Annotated in this window: 17 protein-coding genes; 4 read left to right on the forward strand and 13 right to left on the reverse strand. The window is 70.7% G+C overall.

The features are described 5' to 3' along the window. The first annotated feature begins 70 nt into the window (after nt 1-70). Both AC3ANN_RS05920 and AC3ANN_RS05925 read left to right on the forward strand, forming a co-directional pair. Entirely contained in the window at nt 71-1,606 is a 1,536-nt protein-coding gene (locus AC3ANN_RS05920; RefSeq protein WP_488340064.1) for an ATP-dependent DNA ligase, read from the forward strand. Continuing rightward, nucleotides 1,603-2,301: an NAD-dependent deacylase gene (locus AC3ANN_RS05925; RefSeq protein WP_488340065.1), complete on the forward strand. Its 699-nt coding sequence runs from the start codon at nt 1,603-1,605 to the stop codon at nt 2,299-2,301. The genes AC3ANN_RS05920 and AC3ANN_RS05925 overlap by 4 nt, the downstream gene beginning before the upstream one ends. Before the next feature lie 56 nt (nt 2,302-2,357). Here AC3ANN_RS05925 and AC3ANN_RS05930 read toward each other — a convergent pair whose 3' ends face one another. The 12 genes from AC3ANN_RS05930 to AC3ANN_RS05985 form a co-directional block, all read right to left on the reverse strand. Continuing rightward, nucleotides 2,358-3,629: a sugar ABC transporter permease gene (locus AC3ANN_RS05930; protein ID WP_488340066.1), complete on the reverse strand. Its 1,272-nt coding sequence runs from the start codon at nt 3,627-3,629 to the stop codon at nt 2,358-2,360. After that, nucleotides 3,626-4,453 (reverse strand): ATP-binding cassette domain-containing protein, encoded by an 828-nt coding sequence (locus tag AC3ANN_RS05935; protein WP_488340067.1) that lies wholly within the window; start codon nt 4,451-4,453, stop codon nt 3,626-3,628. The genes AC3ANN_RS05930 and AC3ANN_RS05935 overlap by 4 nt, the downstream gene beginning before the upstream one ends. Nucleotides 4,454-4,538: 85 nt before the next feature. Next, nucleotides 4,539-5,618 (reverse strand): sugar ABC transporter substrate-binding protein, encoded by a 1,080-nt coding sequence (locus tag AC3ANN_RS05940; RefSeq protein WP_488340068.1) that lies wholly within the window; start codon nt 5,616-5,618, stop codon nt 4,539-4,541. 261 nt (nt 5,619-5,879) lie between these two features. Next, nucleotides 5,880-7,094, reverse strand: a complete 1,215-nt coding sequence (locus AC3ANN_RS05945) for a sugar ABC transporter permease (protein ID WP_488340784.1) — start codon at nt 7,092-7,094, stop codon at nt 5,880-5,882. 35 nt (nt 7,095-7,129) lie between these two features. Then, a complete protein-coding gene (locus AC3ANN_RS05950; protein ID WP_488340069.1) occupies nt 7,130-8,080 on the reverse strand; it encodes an ATP-binding cassette domain-containing protein in 951 nt (316 codons plus the stop codon). Nucleotides 8,081-8,093: 13 nt separating this feature from the next. Further along, nucleotides 8,094-9,194, reverse strand: a complete 1,101-nt coding sequence (locus AC3ANN_RS05955; protein WP_488340070.1) for a sugar ABC transporter substrate-binding protein — start codon at nt 9,192-9,194, stop codon at nt 8,094-8,096. Nucleotides 9,195-9,203: 9 nt separating this feature from the next. Then, nucleotides 9,204-10,406 (reverse strand): ROK family transcriptional regulator, encoded by a 1,203-nt coding sequence (locus tag AC3ANN_RS05960; RefSeq protein WP_488340071.1) that lies wholly within the window; start codon nt 10,404-10,406, stop codon nt 9,204-9,206. A gap of 63 nt (nt 10,407-10,469) precedes the next feature. Beyond that, nucleotides 10,470-11,333: an NYN domain-containing protein gene (locus AC3ANN_RS05965; RefSeq protein WP_488340072.1), complete on the reverse strand. Its 864-nt coding sequence runs from the start codon at nt 11,331-11,333 to the stop codon at nt 10,470-10,472. 1 nt (nt 11,334) lies between these two features. After that, the gene (locus AC3ANN_RS05970; protein ID WP_488340073.1) at nt 11,335-12,327 is read right to left on the reverse strand and encodes a Gfo/Idh/MocA family protein; all 993 of its coding nucleotides are present in this window, start codon (nt 12,325-12,327) and stop codon (nt 11,335-11,337) included. After that, nucleotides 12,324-13,712, reverse strand: a complete 1,389-nt coding sequence (locus AC3ANN_RS05975; RefSeq protein ID WP_488340074.1) for an O-acetylhomoserine aminocarboxypropyltransferase/cysteine synthase family protein — start codon at nt 13,710-13,712, stop codon at nt 12,324-12,326. The genes AC3ANN_RS05970 and AC3ANN_RS05975 overlap by 4 nt, the downstream gene beginning before the upstream one ends. A 150-nt stretch (nt 13,713-13,862) precedes the next feature. Further along, nucleotides 13,863-14,525 (reverse strand): response regulator, encoded by a 663-nt coding sequence (locus tag AC3ANN_RS05980; protein ID WP_488340075.1) that lies wholly within the window; start codon nt 14,523-14,525, stop codon nt 13,863-13,865. Beyond that, nucleotides 14,506-15,789 (reverse strand): sensor histidine kinase, encoded by a 1,284-nt coding sequence (locus AC3ANN_RS05985; protein ID WP_488340076.1) that lies wholly within the window; start codon nt 15,787-15,789, stop codon nt 14,506-14,508. Before AC3ANN_RS05985 ends, AC3ANN_RS05980 begins: the two co-directional genes overlap by 20 nt. Nucleotides 15,790-15,906: 117 nt before the next feature. On the opposite strand from AC3ANN_RS05985, the gene AC3ANN_RS05990 reads away from it, so the two are divergent. Together AC3ANN_RS05990 and AC3ANN_RS05995 are read left to right on the forward strand one after the other, a co-directional pair. After that, on the forward strand, nt 15,907-16,656 hold the full coding sequence (locus AC3ANN_RS05990; protein WP_488340077.1) for an ABC transporter ATP-binding protein: 750 nt from the start codon (nt 15,907-15,909) through the stop codon (nt 16,654-16,656). Further along, nucleotides 16,653-17,996, forward strand: a complete 1,344-nt coding sequence (locus tag AC3ANN_RS05995; protein WP_488340078.1) for an FtsX-like permease family protein — start codon at nt 16,653-16,655, stop codon at nt 17,994-17,996. The genes AC3ANN_RS05990 and AC3ANN_RS05995 overlap by 4 nt, the downstream gene beginning before the upstream one ends. Before the next feature lie 24 nt (nt 17,997-18,020). On the opposite strand, the gene AC3ANN_RS06000 is transcribed toward AC3ANN_RS05995, so the two are convergent. Next, nucleotides 18,021-18,962, reverse strand: a complete 942-nt coding sequence (locus tag AC3ANN_RS06000) for a quinone oxidoreductase family protein (RefSeq protein WP_488340079.1) — start codon at nt 18,960-18,962, stop codon at nt 18,021-18,023. Nucleotide 18,963 lies beyond the last annotated feature (1 nt).

Below are 18,963 nucleotides of genomic sequence, written 5' to 3' on the forward strand. Positions count from 1 at the left end.
GACCAGCGGAAGAACGGGAGGCGAACCGGTCGGCCCTGACACTGTCGCCGGCCGGTGCGAGAATGCGGGGATGCTGCTGCAGGATCTCGTGACGGCGACGGATGCCGTGGCCTCGACGTCGTCGCGGCTGGCCAAGGTCGCCGCGCTCGCCGCCGCACTGCGCGAGCTCGGACCCGACGAGGTGGCGCCTGCGATCGGCTTCCTCACCGCCACCCCCCGGCAGGGGCGGCTCGGGGTGGGGTGGCGCAGTCTCACCAGGCTCGAGGTCGCGCACGCGGCGGAGCCGACGCTCACCGTGTCGGACGTCGACGCGGCGCTCAGCCGGCTCGCGGTGGCCGACGGGCCCGGGTCGGTGCTCGCCCGAACGGGCGAGCTCGAGGCGCTCGCCCGAGCCGCGACGGAGGCCGAGTGGGACTTCCTCGCCCGCGTCATGCTCGGCGAGCTGCGCACCGGAGCCCTCGAAGGCCTGCTCCTCGATGCGATCGCGAAGGCGTCGCAACGGGATGCTGCGACGGTGCGACGCGCGGCGATGCTCTCGGGCGATCTCGGCGCCACCGCCCTCGTCGCCCTCACCGGCTCTGCGGACGAGCTGGCCGCGATCGGGCTGGAGGTGGGCCGTGGCGTGCTGCCGATGCTCGCCTCGACCGCGGCGTCGACAACCGAGGCGCTCCAGACGCTCGGGGGAGCGGCATCCGTCGAATACAAGCTCGACGGTGCGCGTATCCAGGTGCATCGCGCCGGTCACGACGTGCGCGTGTTCACGCGCAGCCTCGCCGACATCACGCATCGCGTGCCCGAGATCGTCGAGGCGACGCGCGCCCTGGCGGCCGAGCGAGTGATCCTCGACGGCGAGACGCTCTCGCTCGACGAGGACGGCGGTCCGCGCCCCTTCCAAGACACCATGGCGCGCTTCGGGTCGCTCATCGCAGACGGCGACGTCACGGCAGCCGTGCTGCGGCCGTGGTTCTTCGACATCCTGCACCTCGACGGCCGAGACCTCATCGACGAACCGCTGTCGACGCGGCTCGACCTGCTCCAACGGGTCGCGGGCGATGCGCGGATGCCCGGCATCGTGACCGCGGACGCCGCGGCAGCGGAGGAGTTCTCGCGCGCCGCGCTCGCCGCCGGACACGAGGGCGTCATGGTGAAGGCGATCGACTCGCCGTACGCCGCCGGTCGCCGTGGCAAGAGCTGGCTCAAGGTCAAGCCCGTGCTCACGTTCGATCTGGTCGTGCTCGCCGTCGAGTGGGGCTCGGGACGACGCACCGGCCTGCTCTCGAACCTGCACCTCGGCGCGCGCGACCCCGATGGCGCCTTCGGCGAGCCGGGCGGTTTCGTCATGGTGGGCAAGACGTTCAAGGGCCTGACCGACGCCACGCTGCGATGGCAGACCGAGCACTTCCCGACGATCGAGACGCACCGCACGTCGTACGCCGTGCACGTCCGGCCCGAGACCGTGGTCGAGATCGCGATCGACGGCGTGCAGCGCTCGACGCGGTATCCCGGTGGCGTCGCCCTGCGCTTCGCGCGCGTGAAGGGCTACCGCCCCGACAAGCGCCCGGACGAGACCGACACGATCGAATCGCTGCGGACGCTGCTGCGATGACGCGCATCGTCGTGCTCACCGGCGCCGGGATCTCGGCCGAGAGCGGGGTGCCGACGTTCCGCGGAGCCGACGGGCTGTGGGAGGGGCATCGCGTCGAAGACGTCGCCACGCCTGACGCGTACGAGGCCGACCCCGACACGGTGCTCGCCTTCTACGACGTGCGGCGCCGCGCGGTCGCATCGGCGTCACCGAACGCGGCGCACCGAGCCCTGGCGCGGCTCGAGGGTGCGATCGGCGACGACCTGCTCGTCGTGACGCAGAACATCGACGATCTGCACGAGCGGGCCGGCACGCGCAACCTGGTGCACATGCACGGCGAACTGCGCCGCGCGCTGTGCGCAGCGTGCGGAGCGCGGCCCGAGTGGGAGGGCGATCTGATCCACCGGCCGCCCTGCCCCGAATGCGGCGAGCGGATGCTGCGCCCCGATGTGGTGTGGTTCGGCGAGATGCCGTATGGTCTCGACCGCATCGAGCAGGCGGTGGTCGCGTGCGACGTGTTCGTATCGATCGGCACGTCGGGTGCGGTGTATCCAGCCGCGGGCTACGCGGCGCTCGCCTCGGTCTTCGGCGCCCGCACGGTGGAGCTGAACCTCGAGCCCAGCGACGCGCTGATCCCCTTCGACGACGCCCGCACCGGCCCGGCGACCGCGCTCGTCCCCGCGTGGGTCGAGGAGGTGGTCTCCGCGCGCACGTGAGAGCGCCGGGCGGATGAGCCACCCGGCGCTCTCACGTGTCGGCGCGGCAGGCGCCGCTACGTCCTGCCGCCGCCGGACCGCAGCCGCGACAGGGCGTCGACGGTCGCGGCGAGGATCAGCACGCCGCCCGTGACGAGCAGGTTGATGCCCGCAGGCAGGTTGAGCAGACCGAGGCCGTTCGTGATGACCGCGATCACGAGGGCGCCGATCGCGGCGTGCATGAGGCGCCCGCGCCCGCCGAAGAGGCTCACGCCGCCGACGACCGCCGCGGCCACGCCCGACAGCACGATGTCGCGGCCGACCGTGGCGTCGACCGAGCCGACGCGCGCGACGCTCAGCAGCGCCGAGAAGACCGCGAGGCTCGAGCAGATGACGAACGCCCACCACTTGATCCAGCGCACCTTGACGCCCGAGCGCCTTGCCGCCTCGGCGTTGCCGCCGATCGCGTAGATGTACCGCCCGAACTTCGTGCGGTCGAGCACGAACGTGCCGATCCACAGGATCACGAGCACCACTGGAACCACGATCGGCACGCCCGCGACCTCGACGACCGACTGGCCGCGGTTCTGGTTCAGGACGTACACCACCACGCCGCCGATCACGGCGATCGCGGCGAGCTTGATCCACACCAGCGAGATCGCGCGGTTCGGGACCCCGGCGCGCGTGCGCCGGGCTCGGTCCCAGAACGACGTCGCCGCCGAGACGATCAGCATGATCGCGAGCATCGCCCAGCCGCCCCACACCGGGAGGTTGCCGTTCTGCAGCGCGATGAGCTCGGGCACCTGGAGGCGGAACAGCCCGCCGGGGCCGATGATCACGAGCGCGAGTCCCTGGAATCCGAGGAAGAGACCCAGCGTCACGACGAACGAGGGAATCCCGACCCTCGCGACGAAGAAGCCTATGAGCGCGCCGGTGAGGAACCCGAAGCCGAAGCCGATGAGGAGCGCCAGCGGCCACGGGATGCCGAACTGCGCGTTGAGCACGACGAAGAGCGCCATGCCCACGCCGCCCGTGACGCCGGCTGACAGGTCGATCTCGCCGAGCAGCAGCACGAAGACGAGCGCCATGCCGAGCACGACGAGCGTCGCAGCCTGGTTGAGCAGGTTCGCGAAGTTGCGCTCGGTGAGGAAGAAGGGGCTCAGGATCGAGAACAGGATGCCGAGCACCACGAGTCCGCCGACGGCCGGGAGCGCCCCCATGTCGCCGCCGCGCACGCGCTGCCACCACGCCTGAACCTGGTCGCCGAGCCCGCCCTCGACCCCGCTGCCGATGAGGTCGCTGGCGAAGGGGTCGGGCGCGGCCTCCGTCCGGGTCGCGTCGGTGCTCATTCCGCGCCTCCTTCGGTGCGAATCGTCTCGGTGCTCATGATCTCGACGCCGCCGAGTGTCTTGGTGCCGGTGATGTAGCCCACGACGTCGTCGCGGGTCGTCTCGCTCGTCGGGATCTGCGCGACCATCTGGCCGAGGTACAGCACGGCGATGTCGTCGGCGACCTCGAACACGTCGGCGAGGTTGTGACTGATGAGGATGACCGCGACGCCCTGCTCGGACAGCCGCTTGACCAGGTTCAGCACCTGCTCGGTCTGCGCGACACCGAGCGCCGCGGTCGGCTCGTCGAGGATCACCACGCGCGCCTTCTTGAGCACGGCGCGGGCGATCGCGACGGTCTGACGCTGGCCGCCCGACAGGCTCGAGACCTTCTGGCGCACCGACTTGACGGTGCGCACCGACAGCGAGCGGAGGGTGTCGGACGCGTCCTTCTCCATGCGGCCCTCGTCGAACGTACCGGCCGAGAGCTCCTCGCGGCCGAGGAACATGTTCTGGACGATGTCGAGGTTGTCGCACAGTGCGAGGTCCTGGTAGACGACCTCGATGCCGAGGCTCGACGCGTCGCGCGGCGCGTGCAGATCGCGGTGCTCGCCGTCGATGAGGACTTCGCCCTCGTCGTAGGGCTGCACGCCCGCGAGACCCTTGATGAGTGTGGACTTTCCGGCGCCGTTGTCGCCCACGAGCGCGGTGACGCGGCCCGGGTGGACCTTGAGGTCGACGCCCTTGAGGACGCTGACCGGGCCGAAGGACTTCTTGACTCCGACCAGCTGGATGATCGGCTCCGCGCCGAGCGCGGTTTCTGGGGCCATGGTGATGTCTGACATGCTCGCTTCCCTGCGATGTGCCGGTTGCGCCACGAGGGCGTCGCGCCTTCGACGACGCGACGCCCTCGCGGCTGTGAACCGAACGTTACTCGGTGACTCCGTACTGTTCGCAAGCGGCCATCACGTCGGGCGTGCAGACGTCGTCGTACGACGCGTCGCCGGCGGCGACGACGTCCTTGACCTGCTCCGGCCCGACCAGGACCGGCGTGACCTGGATGTACGGCGTGCCGTCCTCGAGCTCGGCATCCGTCTCCACGTCTTCGCCGCTCAGGAGCGCGATCGCGGTCTCGACCGCGGCGGCGGCCTCGTCGGCGACCGGCTTGTAGACCGTGGCGGTCTGCCAGCCGAGCAGGATGTTCTGCAGGCCCGCGACGTTCGCGTCCTGGCCCGACACGGCGACGCCGGTCAGGTTGTTGTCCTGCAGCACCTTGATGACGCCCGCGGCGTTGGTGTCGTTCGCGGCCCACACGCCGTCGACCTTGCCGCCGAGCGAGGTCAGCGCCTGCTCGAAGTTGGTCTGCGACTTGGCCTGGTCCCACGCCCCCGGGGGCTCCGCCGCGGGCACGACGCCCGCCTCGGACAGCACCTCGTCGGCGCCGTCGTGGAACATTGCGGCGTTGCCGTCGGTCGGGTCGCCGCCGATGTACACGACGACCGCGGTCGCCGGGTCCTTGCCTGCGGCCTCGAGGCCGTTCAGCACGGTCTGGCCCTGCAGGCGGCCGACCTCGACGTTGTCGAACGACACGTAGTAGTCGGCGCCGGCGAACGGGCGGTCGTACGCGATGACCGGGATGCCTTCGCCCTTGGCCTTGGCGGCCACGGCCTCGGCCGCGCCCTGGTAGTCGACGAGCAGCATGACGCCGCAGCCCTGCGTGAGCTGCTGGTCGGCGATGGTCGAGTACTTGTTGACGTCGCCCTGCGCGTTCTGGATGTCGGTCTCGAAGCCGGCGGCCTCCAGACCCTCCTCCAGGTACTTGCGGTCGAAGTTCTCCCAGCGCGGCGAGGACGCCGCGTCGGGCAGGATCACGCAGGCCCGGCCTGCAGCATCGCCGCCACCGTCGCCGCCGTCCGTCGGCGTGTTGCCGGTTCCGCCGGCACAGCCGGCGAGCATCACCGCAGCGGCGCCCGCGAGGGCGGCCACGGCGAGCAGAGAAGACTTCTTCATCTTTCGCCTTTCGTCATTGAAATGTGCGAGCCCCAGGACGATCCCCGGCGCACATCGCGCTGAATGCGATCCTGACGACATCGGTTCTTGGCGTCAAGTCTTGAACGTAACGCTTTGGCAACGCCGGGGATAGCTGAGGAACTGCCGCTTGCAATGAGCGGAATGCGCAAATACCTGCCGAGTATCGTGCAGAATGGCGGCCTCTGAGGGGTGATCGGGATTGCGAGTGACGTTCGTGTTTGGGCAGTGAAGGCAGAGCGCTCAGGCGCGACCGCTCGCGGCGCGCGTGCGCCGCGAGATCGAGTCCACGATCACGGCGAGCACCAGCACGACTCCGGTCACCATGAACTGCACCGACGAGTCCAGGGTCAGCAGGGTCAGCCCCGACGAGATGGACTGGATCACCACGATGCCGATGAGCGCCGAGTACGCCGATCCGCGGCCTCCGAACAGGCTCGTCCCGCCGATGACGGCCGCGGCGATGGCGTTGAGGTTCACATCGCCGGTGCCCGAGCTCTGATTCGCGGAGCCGAGGCGCGCGGCGGCGAGGATGCCGCCGAGCGCGGCGAGGGTCGAGCACATCGCGAACACCGAGAGGTAGATGCGGTCGACGCGGATGCCGGCGCGCCTGGCCGCCTCGACTGACCCGCCGACGGCGTACACCGAGCGCCCCCACCGCGTGCGCGTGAGCGCGAAGTTCATCGCGACGACGAGCACGAGGAACAGCACGAACATCACTCCGACGCCGCGGTACAGGTTGAGGTACCACGACGCCACGAGGAGGAACACGAGGAGCACCGCAGTGCGCACCGCGATCTCGGCATACCCCTGGCTGACGAGGTTGGCCGCGGCCCGGCGACGTGCGCGGCGCACGAGGGTGAGTGCGAACGCGCTCGCCGCGAACACGGCGACGACGTACGACGCCCACGCCGGCAGGAACATCTGCTGCGCGAACTGCACGATCCACGCGTCGAACGGGAACGCGATCGACCCCGTCTCGCCCAGCACCCACAGCTGCAGCCCGAGGAAGCCGAGGAGTCCCGCGAGGGTGATCACGAAGCTCGGCAGCCCGAAGCGGGTGAACAGGTAGCCGTACAGCAGACCGACGAGGCACCCGGCCGCCATCGCCGCGACGATGGCCAGCACGAGCGGCCACTGCAGCTGCATGAACGTCACGGCGAGCACAGCGGCCGCGAGCCCCGACACCGAGCCCACCGACAGGTCGATCTCGCCGATGAGCAGCACGAGCACCACGCCGAGCGCGATCGTGCCGATGGCCGCGCACTGCATCGTGAGGTTGCTGAGGTTCTCGCTCGAGAGGAACACCGGGTTCAGCAGCTGGAACACGGTCCAGATCACGACGATGCCGACCACGACGGGCACGGCGCCCAGATCGCCGCCGCGGATCCGCGACAGGAACGACGAGAGCCGCTCGCGCAGGCCCTGCGCGTTGAGCCGGCCGGCGTCGTCGGGCATCGCGTCTCCGGCGACGCGGCCGTCGCTGCGGGCGCTCATCGCGGCCCGTCTCCGCGATCGGGCCCAGGAGGGTTCCCGCGGCCCTCGGGCCCGCGCCGCGATCGCGTGCTCGGCATCCGGATCACCTTCCCGCCCGGCTCGTCCGCGTCGGGAGCGAAGGCGTCCTCGTCGTCGGTCACCGGCGTGGGCTCGGGCGCGGACGGCTCGACCCGCCGGAGCGCGGAGTGGTCGACGGCGCCCGTGATCGCCGCGATCAGCGTCTCGCTGGTGATGTCGGCGATGTTGTACTCGCCGTTGTTGCGGCCCAGGCGCAGCACCACCGCGCGGTCGGCGACGGCCATCACGTCGGCCATGTTGTGGCTGATGAGGATCACGCCGTGTCCGCGCTCGCGGAGCCGCTCGATGAGGTTGAGCACCTCGGCGGTCTGGGCGACGCCGAGCGCCGCGGTCGGCTCGTCGAGGATCACGATGCGGGGGTCGCCGATGAGCGAACGCGCGATCGCGACGGTCTGCCGCTGCCCGCCTGACAGCGACGCGACGGGCACGCGCACCGACGGGATCTTCGCCGAGAGCTCCCGCAGCAGCGTCCAGGTGCGCTGCTCCATGTCGACCTCGTCGAGGGTCGCGCCGTCGCGGAGCTCGCGCCCGAGCCACAGGTTCGCGACGACGTCGAGGTTGTCGCACAGCGCGAGGTCCTGGAAGATCGTCTCGATCCCGAGCTCCTGCGCGTCGGCGGGAGACTCGATGCGCACCGGCTCGCCGTCGAACTCGATGGTCCCGGCATCCGGCGGATGCACCCCGGCGAGCACCTTCACGAGCGTCGACTTGCCGGCGCCGTTGTCGCCGACGAGGGCCACGACCTCGCCCTCATGCACCCAGAAGTCGACGTCGGTGAGCGCCCTCACCGCGCCGAACCGCTTGCCGATGCCGCGCATGACGAGCACGCGCTCGCGCGACCGCCCCGACCGCGGGTGCGTCATCGACATGCTCACCTCGACTTCACTCGATCCCCGCAGCCTCGCACGCCTCGGCGTACGCCGGTGTGCAGATGTCGTCGACCGACCAGAACCCGTCGGCGACGACCGTCTCCAGGATGTTGTCGACCGTCACCGCGACAGGATCGAGCAGGGTCGCGGGGGTGCCCTGGATCTGCATCGGCGCGGTCACCTCCTCGCCGTGGAGGAGCGCCACCGCGACCTCGGCCGCGAGCTCCGCCTGCGGCTCGATCGCCTTGTACACGGTCATGTGCTGGTCTCCAGTGAGGATCCGCTGGATCGCCGAGAGTTCGGCATCCTGCCCCGTCACGATCGGAAAGGGCTCCACGTTCGCCGCCTTCAGCGCCGCGATCGCGCCGCCCGCCGTGGCGTCGTTCGCGGCGTAGACGCCCGCGACCGAGTCGCCGTGCTGCAGGATCTGGCCGGCCACCCACTCCTGTGCCTTCTCGGGATTCCAGCCGGGGGTGTCGTACTCGGCGAGCACGCGCAGCCCGCTGTCGTCGATCACCGTATGCGCACCCTCCTTGAACAGCGCCGCGTTGCTGTCGGTGGGCGAGCCGTTGACCATCAGGATGCCGCTGCCGTCGTCCGCGTCGCTCAGGGCGTCGACGAACGCGGTCGCCTGGAGCACGCCCACCTTCTCGTTGTCGAACGAGACGTAATAGGCGAGGTCGCCGCCCGCGATGAGGCGGTCGTACGAGATCACGGGCACCCCCTTCGCGTTGGCGGCGGTGACGATGCTGACCGCGGCGGTCGCGTCGACCGCCGAGATGACGAGCACGCCGGCGCCCGCCGCGAGGGCGGATTCCGCCTGCTGCTGCTGCTTGGCGGCGTCCTGGTCGGCGTTGGCGTACAGCACCTCGTAGTCGCCGAGCTCGGCGACGCGCGCCTCGAACAGCGGGCGGTCGAACGTCTCGTACCGTGCCGTCTTCGCGTCGGGCAGCAGCAGCGCGATCGTGTCGTCGCGCTGCGAGCTCGTACCGGGCTCGGGCGCGCCGGTGCAGGCGGCGAGCGCCCCCGCGGCGAGGACGACGACGGATGCCGCGGCGGCGGCGCGCCGCAGGCTCGGCAGGCGCCGCGGCCGTCGTCGTCGCGTGTCGGGCATCGGACGAGCCTACGCCGAGTAGGGCAGAGATGATGCCGCAAGATGCTGCGCGTCGACCGCGACGTGGTCGAGCGCGATCGCGATCGCACCGCGCGTCTCGGCCCATTCGCCGAACGATGCGCCCACGATCTCTGGCAGCCCGCCCGACGACGAGAGCGCGGTCCGCTCGAGCGAGTGGCGCATCGGCGCCATGAGGATCTCGCCGGCCTGGCCGAGCTCGCCGCCCACGACGATGAGCTCGGGGTCGAACAGGTTGCACAGGCTCGCCGCGGCGATGCCGATGTGGCGCCCGGCGTCGGCGATGACTCGCCGCGCACTGCCGTCACCCGCCTCCGCGGCATGCAGCAGGTCGCCGAGGCGGTGCATGCCTTCGCTCGGCGGGAACAGCGAGAGGAGCGCGGGGCCGCCGGCGTACGTCTCGAGGCAGCCGCGGTTGCTGCAGCGGCAGATCGGGCCGTTCTCGTCGAGCGTGACATGCCCGATCTGACCGGCCTTGCCGTTGACGCCGCGGAAGAGGTCGCCACCGACGACGAGCCCCGCGCTGATGGTGTGGCCCACGCGGATGAAGACCGACGACGCGGCCGCCCGCCCGTCGCCCTCGCGAGCTTCGGCGAGCCCACCGAGATTGGCTTCGCTGTCGACGTACACCTGCCGCCCGATGCGCGCCGACAGGCTCTCGGCGACGTCGACGCCCTCCCAGCCGCGCAGCAGCCCGGGGGTGGATACCATGCCGGTGCGCGGGTCGATGGGCGCCGGCAGTGCGAGGCCCACCGCCAGCAGGTCGGACAGGGATCCGCCGAGCGACTCCATCATGTCGCCGAGCAGCAGCGACAGGCGGTCGAGCTCGGAATCGTGGCGGTGGTCGAGGGGGAGCGGCAGCGACGACTGCGTCACGATGGTGCGCGCGGTGTCGGCGATCGCGATGTGCAGGTGCCGCGAGCTGTAGTGGACGCCCGCGACGAGGCCCAGCTGCCGCGCGAGCGACACCAGGGTGGCGCGTCGGCCGCTGGAGGTCGTGAACGAGGTGTGGAGCAGGCCCGAGGCCGTGAGCTCCTTGACGATGTTCGAGACCGTCGCGGGCGAGAGGCCGGTCGCGCCGGCGAGCTCGATCTGCGTCAGGCGGCCGTGGCGCTTGAGCGACTCGACGACACGCGCGCGATTCGCCTCGCGCAGCGAGGTCTGCGAGCCCGGCGGGGCGTTACGGCGTGCCACGACTCACACTGTACCGGACGGCTGTTTTCCCAGATCGGACGTGCTTCGAATCGGTTCGGCGGCTCAGCGGCGCGCAGGAGCGAGGCGGATGAGCACGATGTTGCCCGACTCGTCGACCTCGGCGACGTCGGGGTGCGCCTTGACGAACTCGCGGAAGCTCTTGTGGCCGAGCGCCTTCTCGCTGAACGACGGGTCCAGGCGCTTGATGAGGCTCTTCACCGCGGACGCGTGCTGCCATTCCACGTCGTCCTTGTCACTCTCCAGGCGCAGGGCGCGCTCGAGGAGGGATCCGGTCGGGTCGGCAGCGGCCTTGCGGGCGCGCCGACGCTGCGGCGCGGCATCCTTCCGCTCCGTCGTGGGAACAGCCACGCCCGGGAGCGCGTCGTACGAGTCGAACTGGTCGCACGCCGCCGCGAGCGACTTCGCGGTCGAGCCGGCCACCCCCACCCCGACGACGAAACGACCCAGGCGCTTGCATCGCTGGGCGAGCGGCACGTAGTCCGAGTCGCCGGCCACGATCACGACGTGCGTGAGATCGGGCAGGCGGAACATGTCTTCGACCGCGTCGACGGCGAGACGGATGTCGGCGCCGTTCTTCGCGTACGCGGCCGCCGGGAACAGCTGCACGAGGTCGACGGCGCGCGCGACGAGCTGCGAGCGGTACTCGGCGTTCACCGGCGCGGACCAGTCGGCGTACGCGCGCGTGAGCACCAGCGTGCCGAAGGACGTCGCGTAGTCGATGATCGCGCCGACGTCGATCGTGGCGGCCGTCAGGCGCTCGGCGATCTCGGGCTCCGCCGCGTCCGCGGCGATCTTCTGACGATCGCGGGCGTAGGAGTTCTTGCCGTGGACGCGGTCGTACCACGACATCACGATGTTGTCGAAGTCGAGATACACCGCGACGCGGGCGGTCTGCAGGTCGGCCATGTCACTCCTCTCCGGGGTAGCGCACGCCGACGAGGCTGCGCACCTCGTCGAGCGTCGCCATGATGGCCACGGTCTCGTCGATGGGAAGCACGTCGGAGTCGGTCCGGCCCTCTGCCAGGAACCGCTCGGCGGCGAGGGCCTGGTACTGCATCCCGCGGCCATCGATCTGCGAAACGTAGTCCTCGAGGACCGTGCCGTCGTGCGCGACGACGCGGAACGAGGTGGGCGTGTACCAGACGCGCGCGATGTCGATGCGGGCGTCGGTGCCGATGACGGAAGCCGTGTTGGGGCCTGCAGCGCGAGATGCCGACAGCGTGGTGGAGATCGCCCCGGACTCGTGCGCCATGATCGTCGCCACCTCGGTGTCGGCGCCCGTCTCGCCCAGCCGCGCGGACGCGACCACCGACAGCGGCGCGCCCAGCACATCCCACGCGAACGAGATCGGGTAGATGCCGAGATCGAGCAGCGCCCCGCCTCCGAGCTCCAGCGCGTTGAGGCGGTGGGCGGGGTCGCTCGAGATCCGCTGCGTGTGGTCGGCCGTCACGGCGCGGAGCTCGCCCAGGACGCCCGATGCGACGATCTCGCGGATGCGCGCCATGTGGGGCAGGTACCGCGACCACATGGCCTCCATCGCGAGCAGTCCGCGCTCGGCGGCGGCATCGCGCACGGCGGCAGCCTCGGCCGCGTTGAGGGTGAACGGCTTCTCCACCAGCACGTGCTTGCCCGCCTCGAGCGCGAGCAGGGCGTTCGCGGCGTGCATCGGGTGCGGGGTCGCGATGTAGACGATGTCGACGTCGGGATCGCCGACGAGGTCCTCGTACGAGCCGTGTGCGCGCGCGATGCCGAAGTCCGCTGCGAACGCCTCGGCGTTCTCGCGGCGACGCGAGCCGACGGCGACGACGTCCCGTCCTGCGGTGCGCAGATCACTCGTGAATGCCCGTGCGATGCCGCCCGGGCCCAGGATGCCCCAGCGAGGGGAGGAGCCAGTGGTCATGTGACCGAGGCTAGTCCTCCGACGCCGTTCGTCGCGCTCACGGCGATCGGGTCGAGGGCGCGCGCGAGGTCGTCGACCACGTCGCGCGGGTCTTCGAGGCCGATCGACAGCCGCACCGTGGTCGAGCCGATGTGGGCCTCGGCGAGCTGGGCGGGCGACAGGTGGCTGTGGGTCATCGAGGCCGGATGCGCCACGAGGCTGCGCGCGTCGCCGATGTTGGCGACGAGCTTTATCACCTGCAGCCGCGCGATGAAGGACTCCACGAGGAGGAAGTCGGCCTCGGCGTCGCCCGACGAGGGGAGGTCGAACGCGAACACCGAGCCGGCGCCGTGCGGAAGGTAGGCCGCTGCGCTGCCGTGCCACGGGCTGGACTCGAGGCCGGGGTGGTGCACGCGGGCGACGGCGGGATGCGCGGCCAGGAACCGTGCGACCTCCAGCGCGCTCGCGGTGTGGCGCGCCATGCGCAGGTCGAGCGTCTCGAGCCCCTGCAGCAGCTGGAAGGCGTTGAACGCCGACAGCGAGGGCCCCAGGTCGTGGACGTACTTCGTCTTGACCAGCGCGATGTACGGCGACCCGGTCTCGCCGAAACGATCGACGAGGCTGCCGTGGGGCACTCGCCGGTAGGTCTGCGTCAGCTGCGGCCACCGCTCGGGCTCGGCCGTGAAGTCGAACGTGCCGAGGTCGACCACGACGCCGCCGAGGGAGGTGCCGTGACCGCCGAGGAACTTCGTCGCAGAGTGCACGACGATGTCGGCACCGAAGTCCTTCGCGCGCTGCAGGTACGGCGTCGCGACGGTGTTGTCGATCACGAGCGGCACGCCTGAGCGGCGCGCGATCGCCGCGACGGCAGCGAGGTCGAGAACCTGGGCGATCGGGTTCGAGATCGACTCTGCGAACAGTGCGCGCGTGGTGGGGCGCACCGCCGCCTCCCATGCCGGGAGGTCGTCCTGGTCGACGAAGGTCACCTCGATGCCCCAGTCCGCGAACGTGTCCTGCAGCAGGTCGACCGTGCCGCCGTACAGCTGCCGCGACGCGACGATGTGCTCTCCCTGCTTCGCGAGCGCGAGCAGAGCCACTGCGACCGCGGCCTGCCCCGAGGCCACGCCGGCCGCGCCGATCCCGCCCTCGAGCTCGGCCACGCGCTTCTCGAAGACGAGCACCGTGGGGTTCGCGGCGCGGCTGTAGATGTTGCCGTCCTTGCGGAGTGCGAAGAGGTCGCGCGCGTCGCTCAGGGAGCGGAACTCGAACGCGTTCGACTGATGGATCGACGGAACGGCGGGGTTCTCGGCGACGCCGGGATCGTAGCCGGCCTGCACCTGGGCCGTCGCGAACGAGCGCGGGACGGCCGGGCGTGGCGACGGTGCGGGTTCGGGCGCGCGAGACATGCGACCCATTGTCGATCCCCGCGTCCCGTCGCGCCCGTTCGTGTGTCGAACTGTTGCGATGCGGCTTTCGACGGCCGCGAACGGGGAGGCCCTACGTGTCGCCGGCCGAAGGTTGTTGACGAGCCGGTATCACGTCGTGCCGACTCGGTGTCATGTTCGCGCAGCCTGGAGGTAGGTCAAGACGGCTCGGACGCGCCGGTTCTCTTCGATCGGGCCGAGGCCGAGCTTGGCGAAGATGTTTCCGATGTGCTTGCTCACCGCGGCGTCGGTGAGAGTGAGGATGCCGGCGATATCCGCATTCGACCGTCCATCCGCCATGAGCGCCAGCACTTCTCGTTCCCGCGTGGTCAGATTGTCGAGCGGTCCCGGTCGGGAGCCGCGGAGCAGGTGCTGCACCACGTCCGGGTCGATCACGGTTCCGCCCGACGCGACGGTTTCCAGTGCCGTCGCGAAGTCTCGGATGCGGTTCACGCGATCTTTGAGCAGGTAGCCGATCGCACCTTCGGGAAGGGTGAGCAGTTCGCGGGCGTACGTGTCGGCGATGTACTGCGAGAGCACCATGACCGGCTGGGTCGGGCGCAGGGTCCTGATCTCGAGGGCGGCGCGGAGCCCGTCGTCGCTGTTGCCGGGTGGCATCCGAACATCGGTGAGCACGAGGTCGGGCGGCTCGCCGGCGTCGGTGAGCTTCCCGAACGCGTCGAGCAGTTGAGGAGCGGTCTGCGCTGTCGCGGCGATGGCGTGGCCGAGCCGTTCCAAGAGAGCGGTCAGCGCTTCGCGCAACAGCGCGGAGTCCTCAGCGAGAAGCAGGCGCATGGTGCTCGCTGGGCTCCGTGAAGACCGGGAGGGTCATGTGCAGGGTCGTCGGTCCACCCTCGGGACTGACGATGGTGAACTGGCCGCCGAGGGTGTCTGTGCGCTCACGCAGTCCTCGCAGTCCGGTACCGGCGTGCTCGTCGGCTCCGCCGTGCCCGTTGTCGGTCACGGTCACCGTGAGCGCGTCGTCTTGGACGCGTGCGCGGACGGTCAGCCGGGTCGCGCCGGTGTGCTTGGCTGCGTTGCTGATCGCCTCGGTGACGAGATAGTACGTAGCCGTCTCGACGGACGAGGGGAGCCTGCCGAACTCTGCGACGTCGAGGCTGAGTGGGACCGGGGTGCGATCGGCCAGCTCGTCCAGCGCGGCGCGGAGTCCGTGATCGGTGAGGACGGCGGGGTGGATGCCGCGGACGGTGTTGCGCAATGTCGCCATCGCATGCTCGGCTTGGTCTTGTGCGGCGTCGAGCGCGTCGCGGGCCGGTCCGGTGTCGGTGCCACGCGCTGCGAGGTCGTCGAGTTCGAGGCTGACCAGGCCGAGCCGAGCGGCGAGGGTGACGAGTTCCTGCTGTACGCCGTCATGCAGGTCGCGTTCGATGCGCCGCCGCTCGGTCTCGAACGCCGCGACCAGCGCGGCCCTCGACTGGACGAGCCGTTCGACGTTGCGGGCGAGTTCTCGCTGCCGGGGACCGCACAGCAACCGCAGCAGCGATGCTTGCGCGGTGGCGAGCGCCGCGTTCAGGTAGGCGAACAGACACACCGCGAGCAGGGCGATCGGGATGACCGGCCACCAGTTGTCCGGACCCACGATGATGCCCACATCGGCGAACAAGTTGATGCGCGCAGGGCCGCTGGCTCCCGAGACCCCGACGAAGATGAACACGGCCAGGCAGAGTCCTTGGACGGACAGGATGGCCAGTGCGACCCAGCCGAGCACGAGGTCGAGCAGCAGCGCGGCCGTCTCCCGCCAGGTCGCCCCTTCGTTCACGCGAACAGCGAGCCAGATGTGACGCTGTTCCCGCGTGAGGGGAACGTGCCCGGATGCCTGGCGAGGAAAGCCGAGGAGGCGGGTGCGGCGGCGTTCGAGCGCACCGATGGCGATGCCCCAGAGCGGCAGAAGCAGCAGGGTCGCGATCGTGACCGGCAGCAGCGCCAACCCGATGGCAGCGCTCGCCAGCAGGTAGACGAGCGCGAGCCACGGCCATCGGCCGAACAGGAATCGCCATGGCCGACGCATCAGCGCGTGCCACACGGTTCCCGGTCTCATGTCCTCAACCCTACGGAGGCCGGAGCCCCGAGGCCCGGGCCTCTGTCGAAGAGTAGAGCGAGGTCTACCTCGGCTCTCCACCCTGCTCCATCGTGCTCGCCGCGACCGCCGGATCGAATGGAGGGCGTGACCGATCCGCTCATTCGTGCCGAGAACCTCCACATGACCTTCCCCGCAGCTGGGGCGAACGAGCCGCGCGTGCCGGTGCTGCGCGGGATCTCGCTCGAGGTCCAGCCGGGGGAGATGGTGAGCATCGTCGGCCCTTCCGGCTCCGGCAAGTCCACCCTGCTCTACTGCCTCTCCGGCCTCGAGCCGTACGACTCGGGCTCTGTCCGCCTGGCCGGGCGTGAACTCGGCACCCTCGGCCGTGGCGCCCTCGCCGCGCTGCGTCGCAAGCATGTCGGCTTCGTGTTCCAGTCCTATAACCTCATCCCGTCCCTGACTGCGAGGGAGAACATCGCCTTGCCCGCCCGCCTCGCGCGGCGGCGCGTCAGTGGCACGGATGTCGACCGGGCGCTCATCGAGGTCGGGCTGGCCCATCGTGGCGGGCATCGTCCCGGACAGCTCTCCGGTGGTCAGCAGCAGCGCGTTGCGATTGCTCGCGTGCTCGCCATGCGCCCGAACATCGTGTTCGCTGACGAACCCACCGGCTCGCTCGACACGGTCACCGGCGCCGACGTGCTGCAACTCCTTCGCGCATCGGCAGACGATGGCCGATCGGTCATCGTCGTCACCCACGACCTCGAAGCCGCAGCTCTCGCTGACCGCGTGCTCGTGCTGCGCGACGGCCTGATCCACAGCGAACTGCACCGGCCCACGCCGGAACAGGTGCTCGAAGCGATCACCCTCGCCGGGGCAGCCGCGTGATCCGGCTTGTCCTGTCGGACCTGACCGCGCATGCGCGCGTCTGGCTCGGCGTCCTGGCCGTGACCATCGCCACCGGTGCCGTGGGCGCGATCGCTGCCGGCCTCATCGAAACGGGGAGCGTCCACGGTGGCCGCGTCCAGGAAGGACTCGCCAGCACCAGCGCCGCCGTCATCTTGTTCACCGCCGTCACCGCGCTGATCGTGCTGAGCTCGACCGCGAATCTGACCGTCGCCCTGCAGCAGCGCGGTTACGCGCTGTGGCAGCTCGTCGGCATCCGGCCGACCCTCGTCGCGCTGGTCGTGCTCGCCCAACTCGGCATCGTCGGCGCCATCGGCGCGCTGGTCGGCTGCCTCGTCGCCATCCCCGTCTTTCCCAGCCTCTTCATGTGGTCGTTCCGCGAGTGGTCCGACATGCAGGGCATCAGCCTCCGACTGGGCACGATCAGCGTGCTCGTCGTGGTCGCGGCGATCACGCTCGTCGTGCTGCTCGGCGGACTCCGCGGTGCATGGCGCGCTAGCCGCACGTCGCCGATCGAAGCGCTGCGCGACCCCGAACCGCCGCGAGTCAGGATGGGATGGTTCCGCATCATCGTCACGGCTCTCATACTCGGCGGCACGATCACCCTCGCGGTGAACCTCGACGGCGACGCCTCGATCTCAGCGTTCTCGGGCCAAGCCGTCCTGCTCACCCCACTCATCGCGGCCGCTCTCGCCGCAGCGGGACCGCTCGTGTTCCCCTTGGTCCTCGGCGCGTGGACATCGCTACTGCCTCCGAGCGCATCGGCATCGTGGTTCCTGGCCCGCAACTCCGCTCGGTACCGACTCAGTCAGTCCAGCGCCGCGATCGCTCCGCTCATGGTTGCCATTGCCCTTGCCGGCGGCCTCTACACCACCGGTGCGACACTCGCAGCAGCCGAAGCCGTGCGTACCGGCAGCAGCGAGGGATTCGAGCTGGCCCCCGAGGGCGTCGTGGTCCTGCTCGGCGGCCCGCTCCTGCTCTCCGCCGTCGCCGCGGCAGCGGTCGTATTCATGTCCGGCCACGCGCGCGAGCGTGAGTTCGCCCTCGTCCAGGCCGCCGGCTCGACATTTGAAGGGATCACTCTCACCGCGCTCTGGGAAGCCGTGATCTACACCGTCACCGCCGCGCTGCTCGGCACCGCTGCCACAGTCCTCGGTGGCTTCATCATCGCCGCCGCGCTCTCCCTGCCTCTCCCCGTGGTGTCGTTCGCGACGCTCGGGCTGATCGCCGGCGGAGGTTTCGTGCTCATCCTCGCCGCGACCGTCGCTCCGACGGCAGCGGCGTTGAGGCACGACCTGCCCCGCACGCTGGCAGCCGAGTAGGACTCCCGCCTCCCATGCCTTCGCCTAGGGGACGAGCGTCACCTTGCCGTCCGTGCCCGATTCGACGGCACGATGCGCCTCGGCCGCGTCGATGAGCGGGAACGACGGGCCGAGCTCGACGTGGAACCGCCCGGCGGCGAGCAGCGCGAGCGTCACGGGCACCGCCTCGGCGCGCCACGCCTGCTGCTGCGGCGTCAGCGACACGGGCGAGCCGCCCGAGAACGCGCGGATACCGAGGTCCGCGGCATCCTTCCCTCTCACGAGGGTCACGATCCGCTGCCGATCGGCGACGAGGTCGAGCGAGGTCTGCAGGGCCTCGTCGGTGCCGATGGCGTCGACCGCGACGGTCACGCCCTGCGGCGCGGCGGCGCGCACGCGATCGATGAGCCCTTCGCCGTAGGCGACGGGCGTCGCACCGAGCGCGTGCACGGTGTCGGACCGGCGGTCCGACGAGGTCGCGACCACGGTCGCGCCCCACAGCACCGCGTACTGGATGAGCGCCTGGCCGACCGCTCCCGAACCGGCGTGCACGAGGAGCGTGTCGCCGGGGCCCACCGACAGCGACCGGAGCGCCTGGTACGCCGTGCCGACGGGGATGCCGAGTGCGGCGCCCTGCGCGGCGCTCACGTGCGGCGGACGCGGGTGCACCTGCGCCACTGTCGCGACGACGTCGGTGGCGTAGGCCCCGTGCACGCCCGCGAACACCACCGGGTCGCCGGGGCGGAAGCCGTCGACGTCGTCGCCCACCGCGGTCACGACGCCTGCGCCGTCGGCGCCCACGCGGCGCGGCTGCGTGATCGCGGCCGAGGCGCGCGCGCCGGAGCGCAGCTTCGCGTCGATCGGGTTCACGCCCGCCGCTTCGACCCGGATGACGAGCTCACCGGGGCCGGCGACCGGATCGGGGATCTCGATCGCGCGCAGGACCTCCGGTCCGCCGATCTCGGTGTAGGCGATCGCGATGCTCATG

The sequence above is a fragment of the Microbacterium sp. STRO-2N genome (genome assembly GCF_057747775.1).

Coding starts and splice junctions, on each gene's coding strand:
- AC3ANN_RS05920 (WP_488340064.1), top strand. CDS start 71: ATGCTGCTGCAGGATCTCGTGACGGCGACGGATGCCGTGGCCTCGACG.
- AC3ANN_RS05925 (WP_488340065.1), top strand. CDS start 1,603: ATGACGCGCATCGTCGTGCTCACCGGCGCCGGGATCTCGGCCGAGAGC.
- AC3ANN_RS05930 (WP_488340066.1), bottom strand. CDS start 3,629: ATGAGCACCGACGCGACCCGGACGGAGGCCGCGCCCGACCCCTTCGCC.
- AC3ANN_RS05935 (WP_488340067.1), bottom strand. CDS start 4,453: ATGTCAGACATCACCATGGCCCCAGAAACCGCGCTCGGCGCGGAGCCG.
- AC3ANN_RS05940 (WP_488340068.1), bottom strand. CDS start 5,618: ATGAAGAAGTCTTCTCTGCTCGCCGTGGCCGCCCTCGCGGGCGCCGCT.
- AC3ANN_RS05945 (WP_488340784.1), bottom strand. CDS start 7,094: ATGCCCGACGACGCCGGCCGGCTCAACGCGCAGGGCCTGCGCGAGCGG.
- AC3ANN_RS05950 (WP_488340069.1), bottom strand. CDS start 8,080: ATGTCGATGACGCACCCGCGGTCGGGGCGGTCGCGCGAGCGCGTGCTC.
- AC3ANN_RS05955 (WP_488340070.1), bottom strand. CDS start 9,194: ATGCCCGACACGCGACGACGACGGCCGCGGCGCCTGCCGAGCCTGCGG.
- AC3ANN_RS05965 (WP_488340072.1), bottom strand. CDS start 11,333: ATGGCCGACCTGCAGACCGCCCGCGTCGCGGTGTATCTCGACTTCGAC.
- AC3ANN_RS05970 (WP_488340073.1), bottom strand. CDS start 12,327: ATGACCACTGGCTCCTCCCCTCGCTGGGGCATCCTGGGCCCGGGCGGC.
- AC3ANN_RS05975 (WP_488340074.1), bottom strand. CDS start 13,712: ATGTCTCGCGCGCCCGAACCCGCACCGTCGCCACGCCCGGCCGTCCCG.
- AC3ANN_RS05980 (WP_488340075.1), bottom strand. CDS start 14,525: ATGCGCCTGCTTCTCGCTGAGGACTCCGCGCTGTTGCGCGAAGCGCTG.
- AC3ANN_RS05985 (WP_488340076.1), bottom strand. CDS start 15,789: ATGAGACCGGGAACCGTGTGGCACGCGCTGATGCGTCGGCCATGGCGA.
- AC3ANN_RS05990 (WP_488340077.1), top strand. CDS start 15,907: ATGGAGGGCGTGACCGATCCGCTCATTCGTGCCGAGAACCTCCACATG.
- AC3ANN_RS06000 (WP_488340079.1), bottom strand. CDS start 18,962: ATGAGCATCGCGATCGCCTACACCGAGATCGGCGGACCGGAGGTCCTG.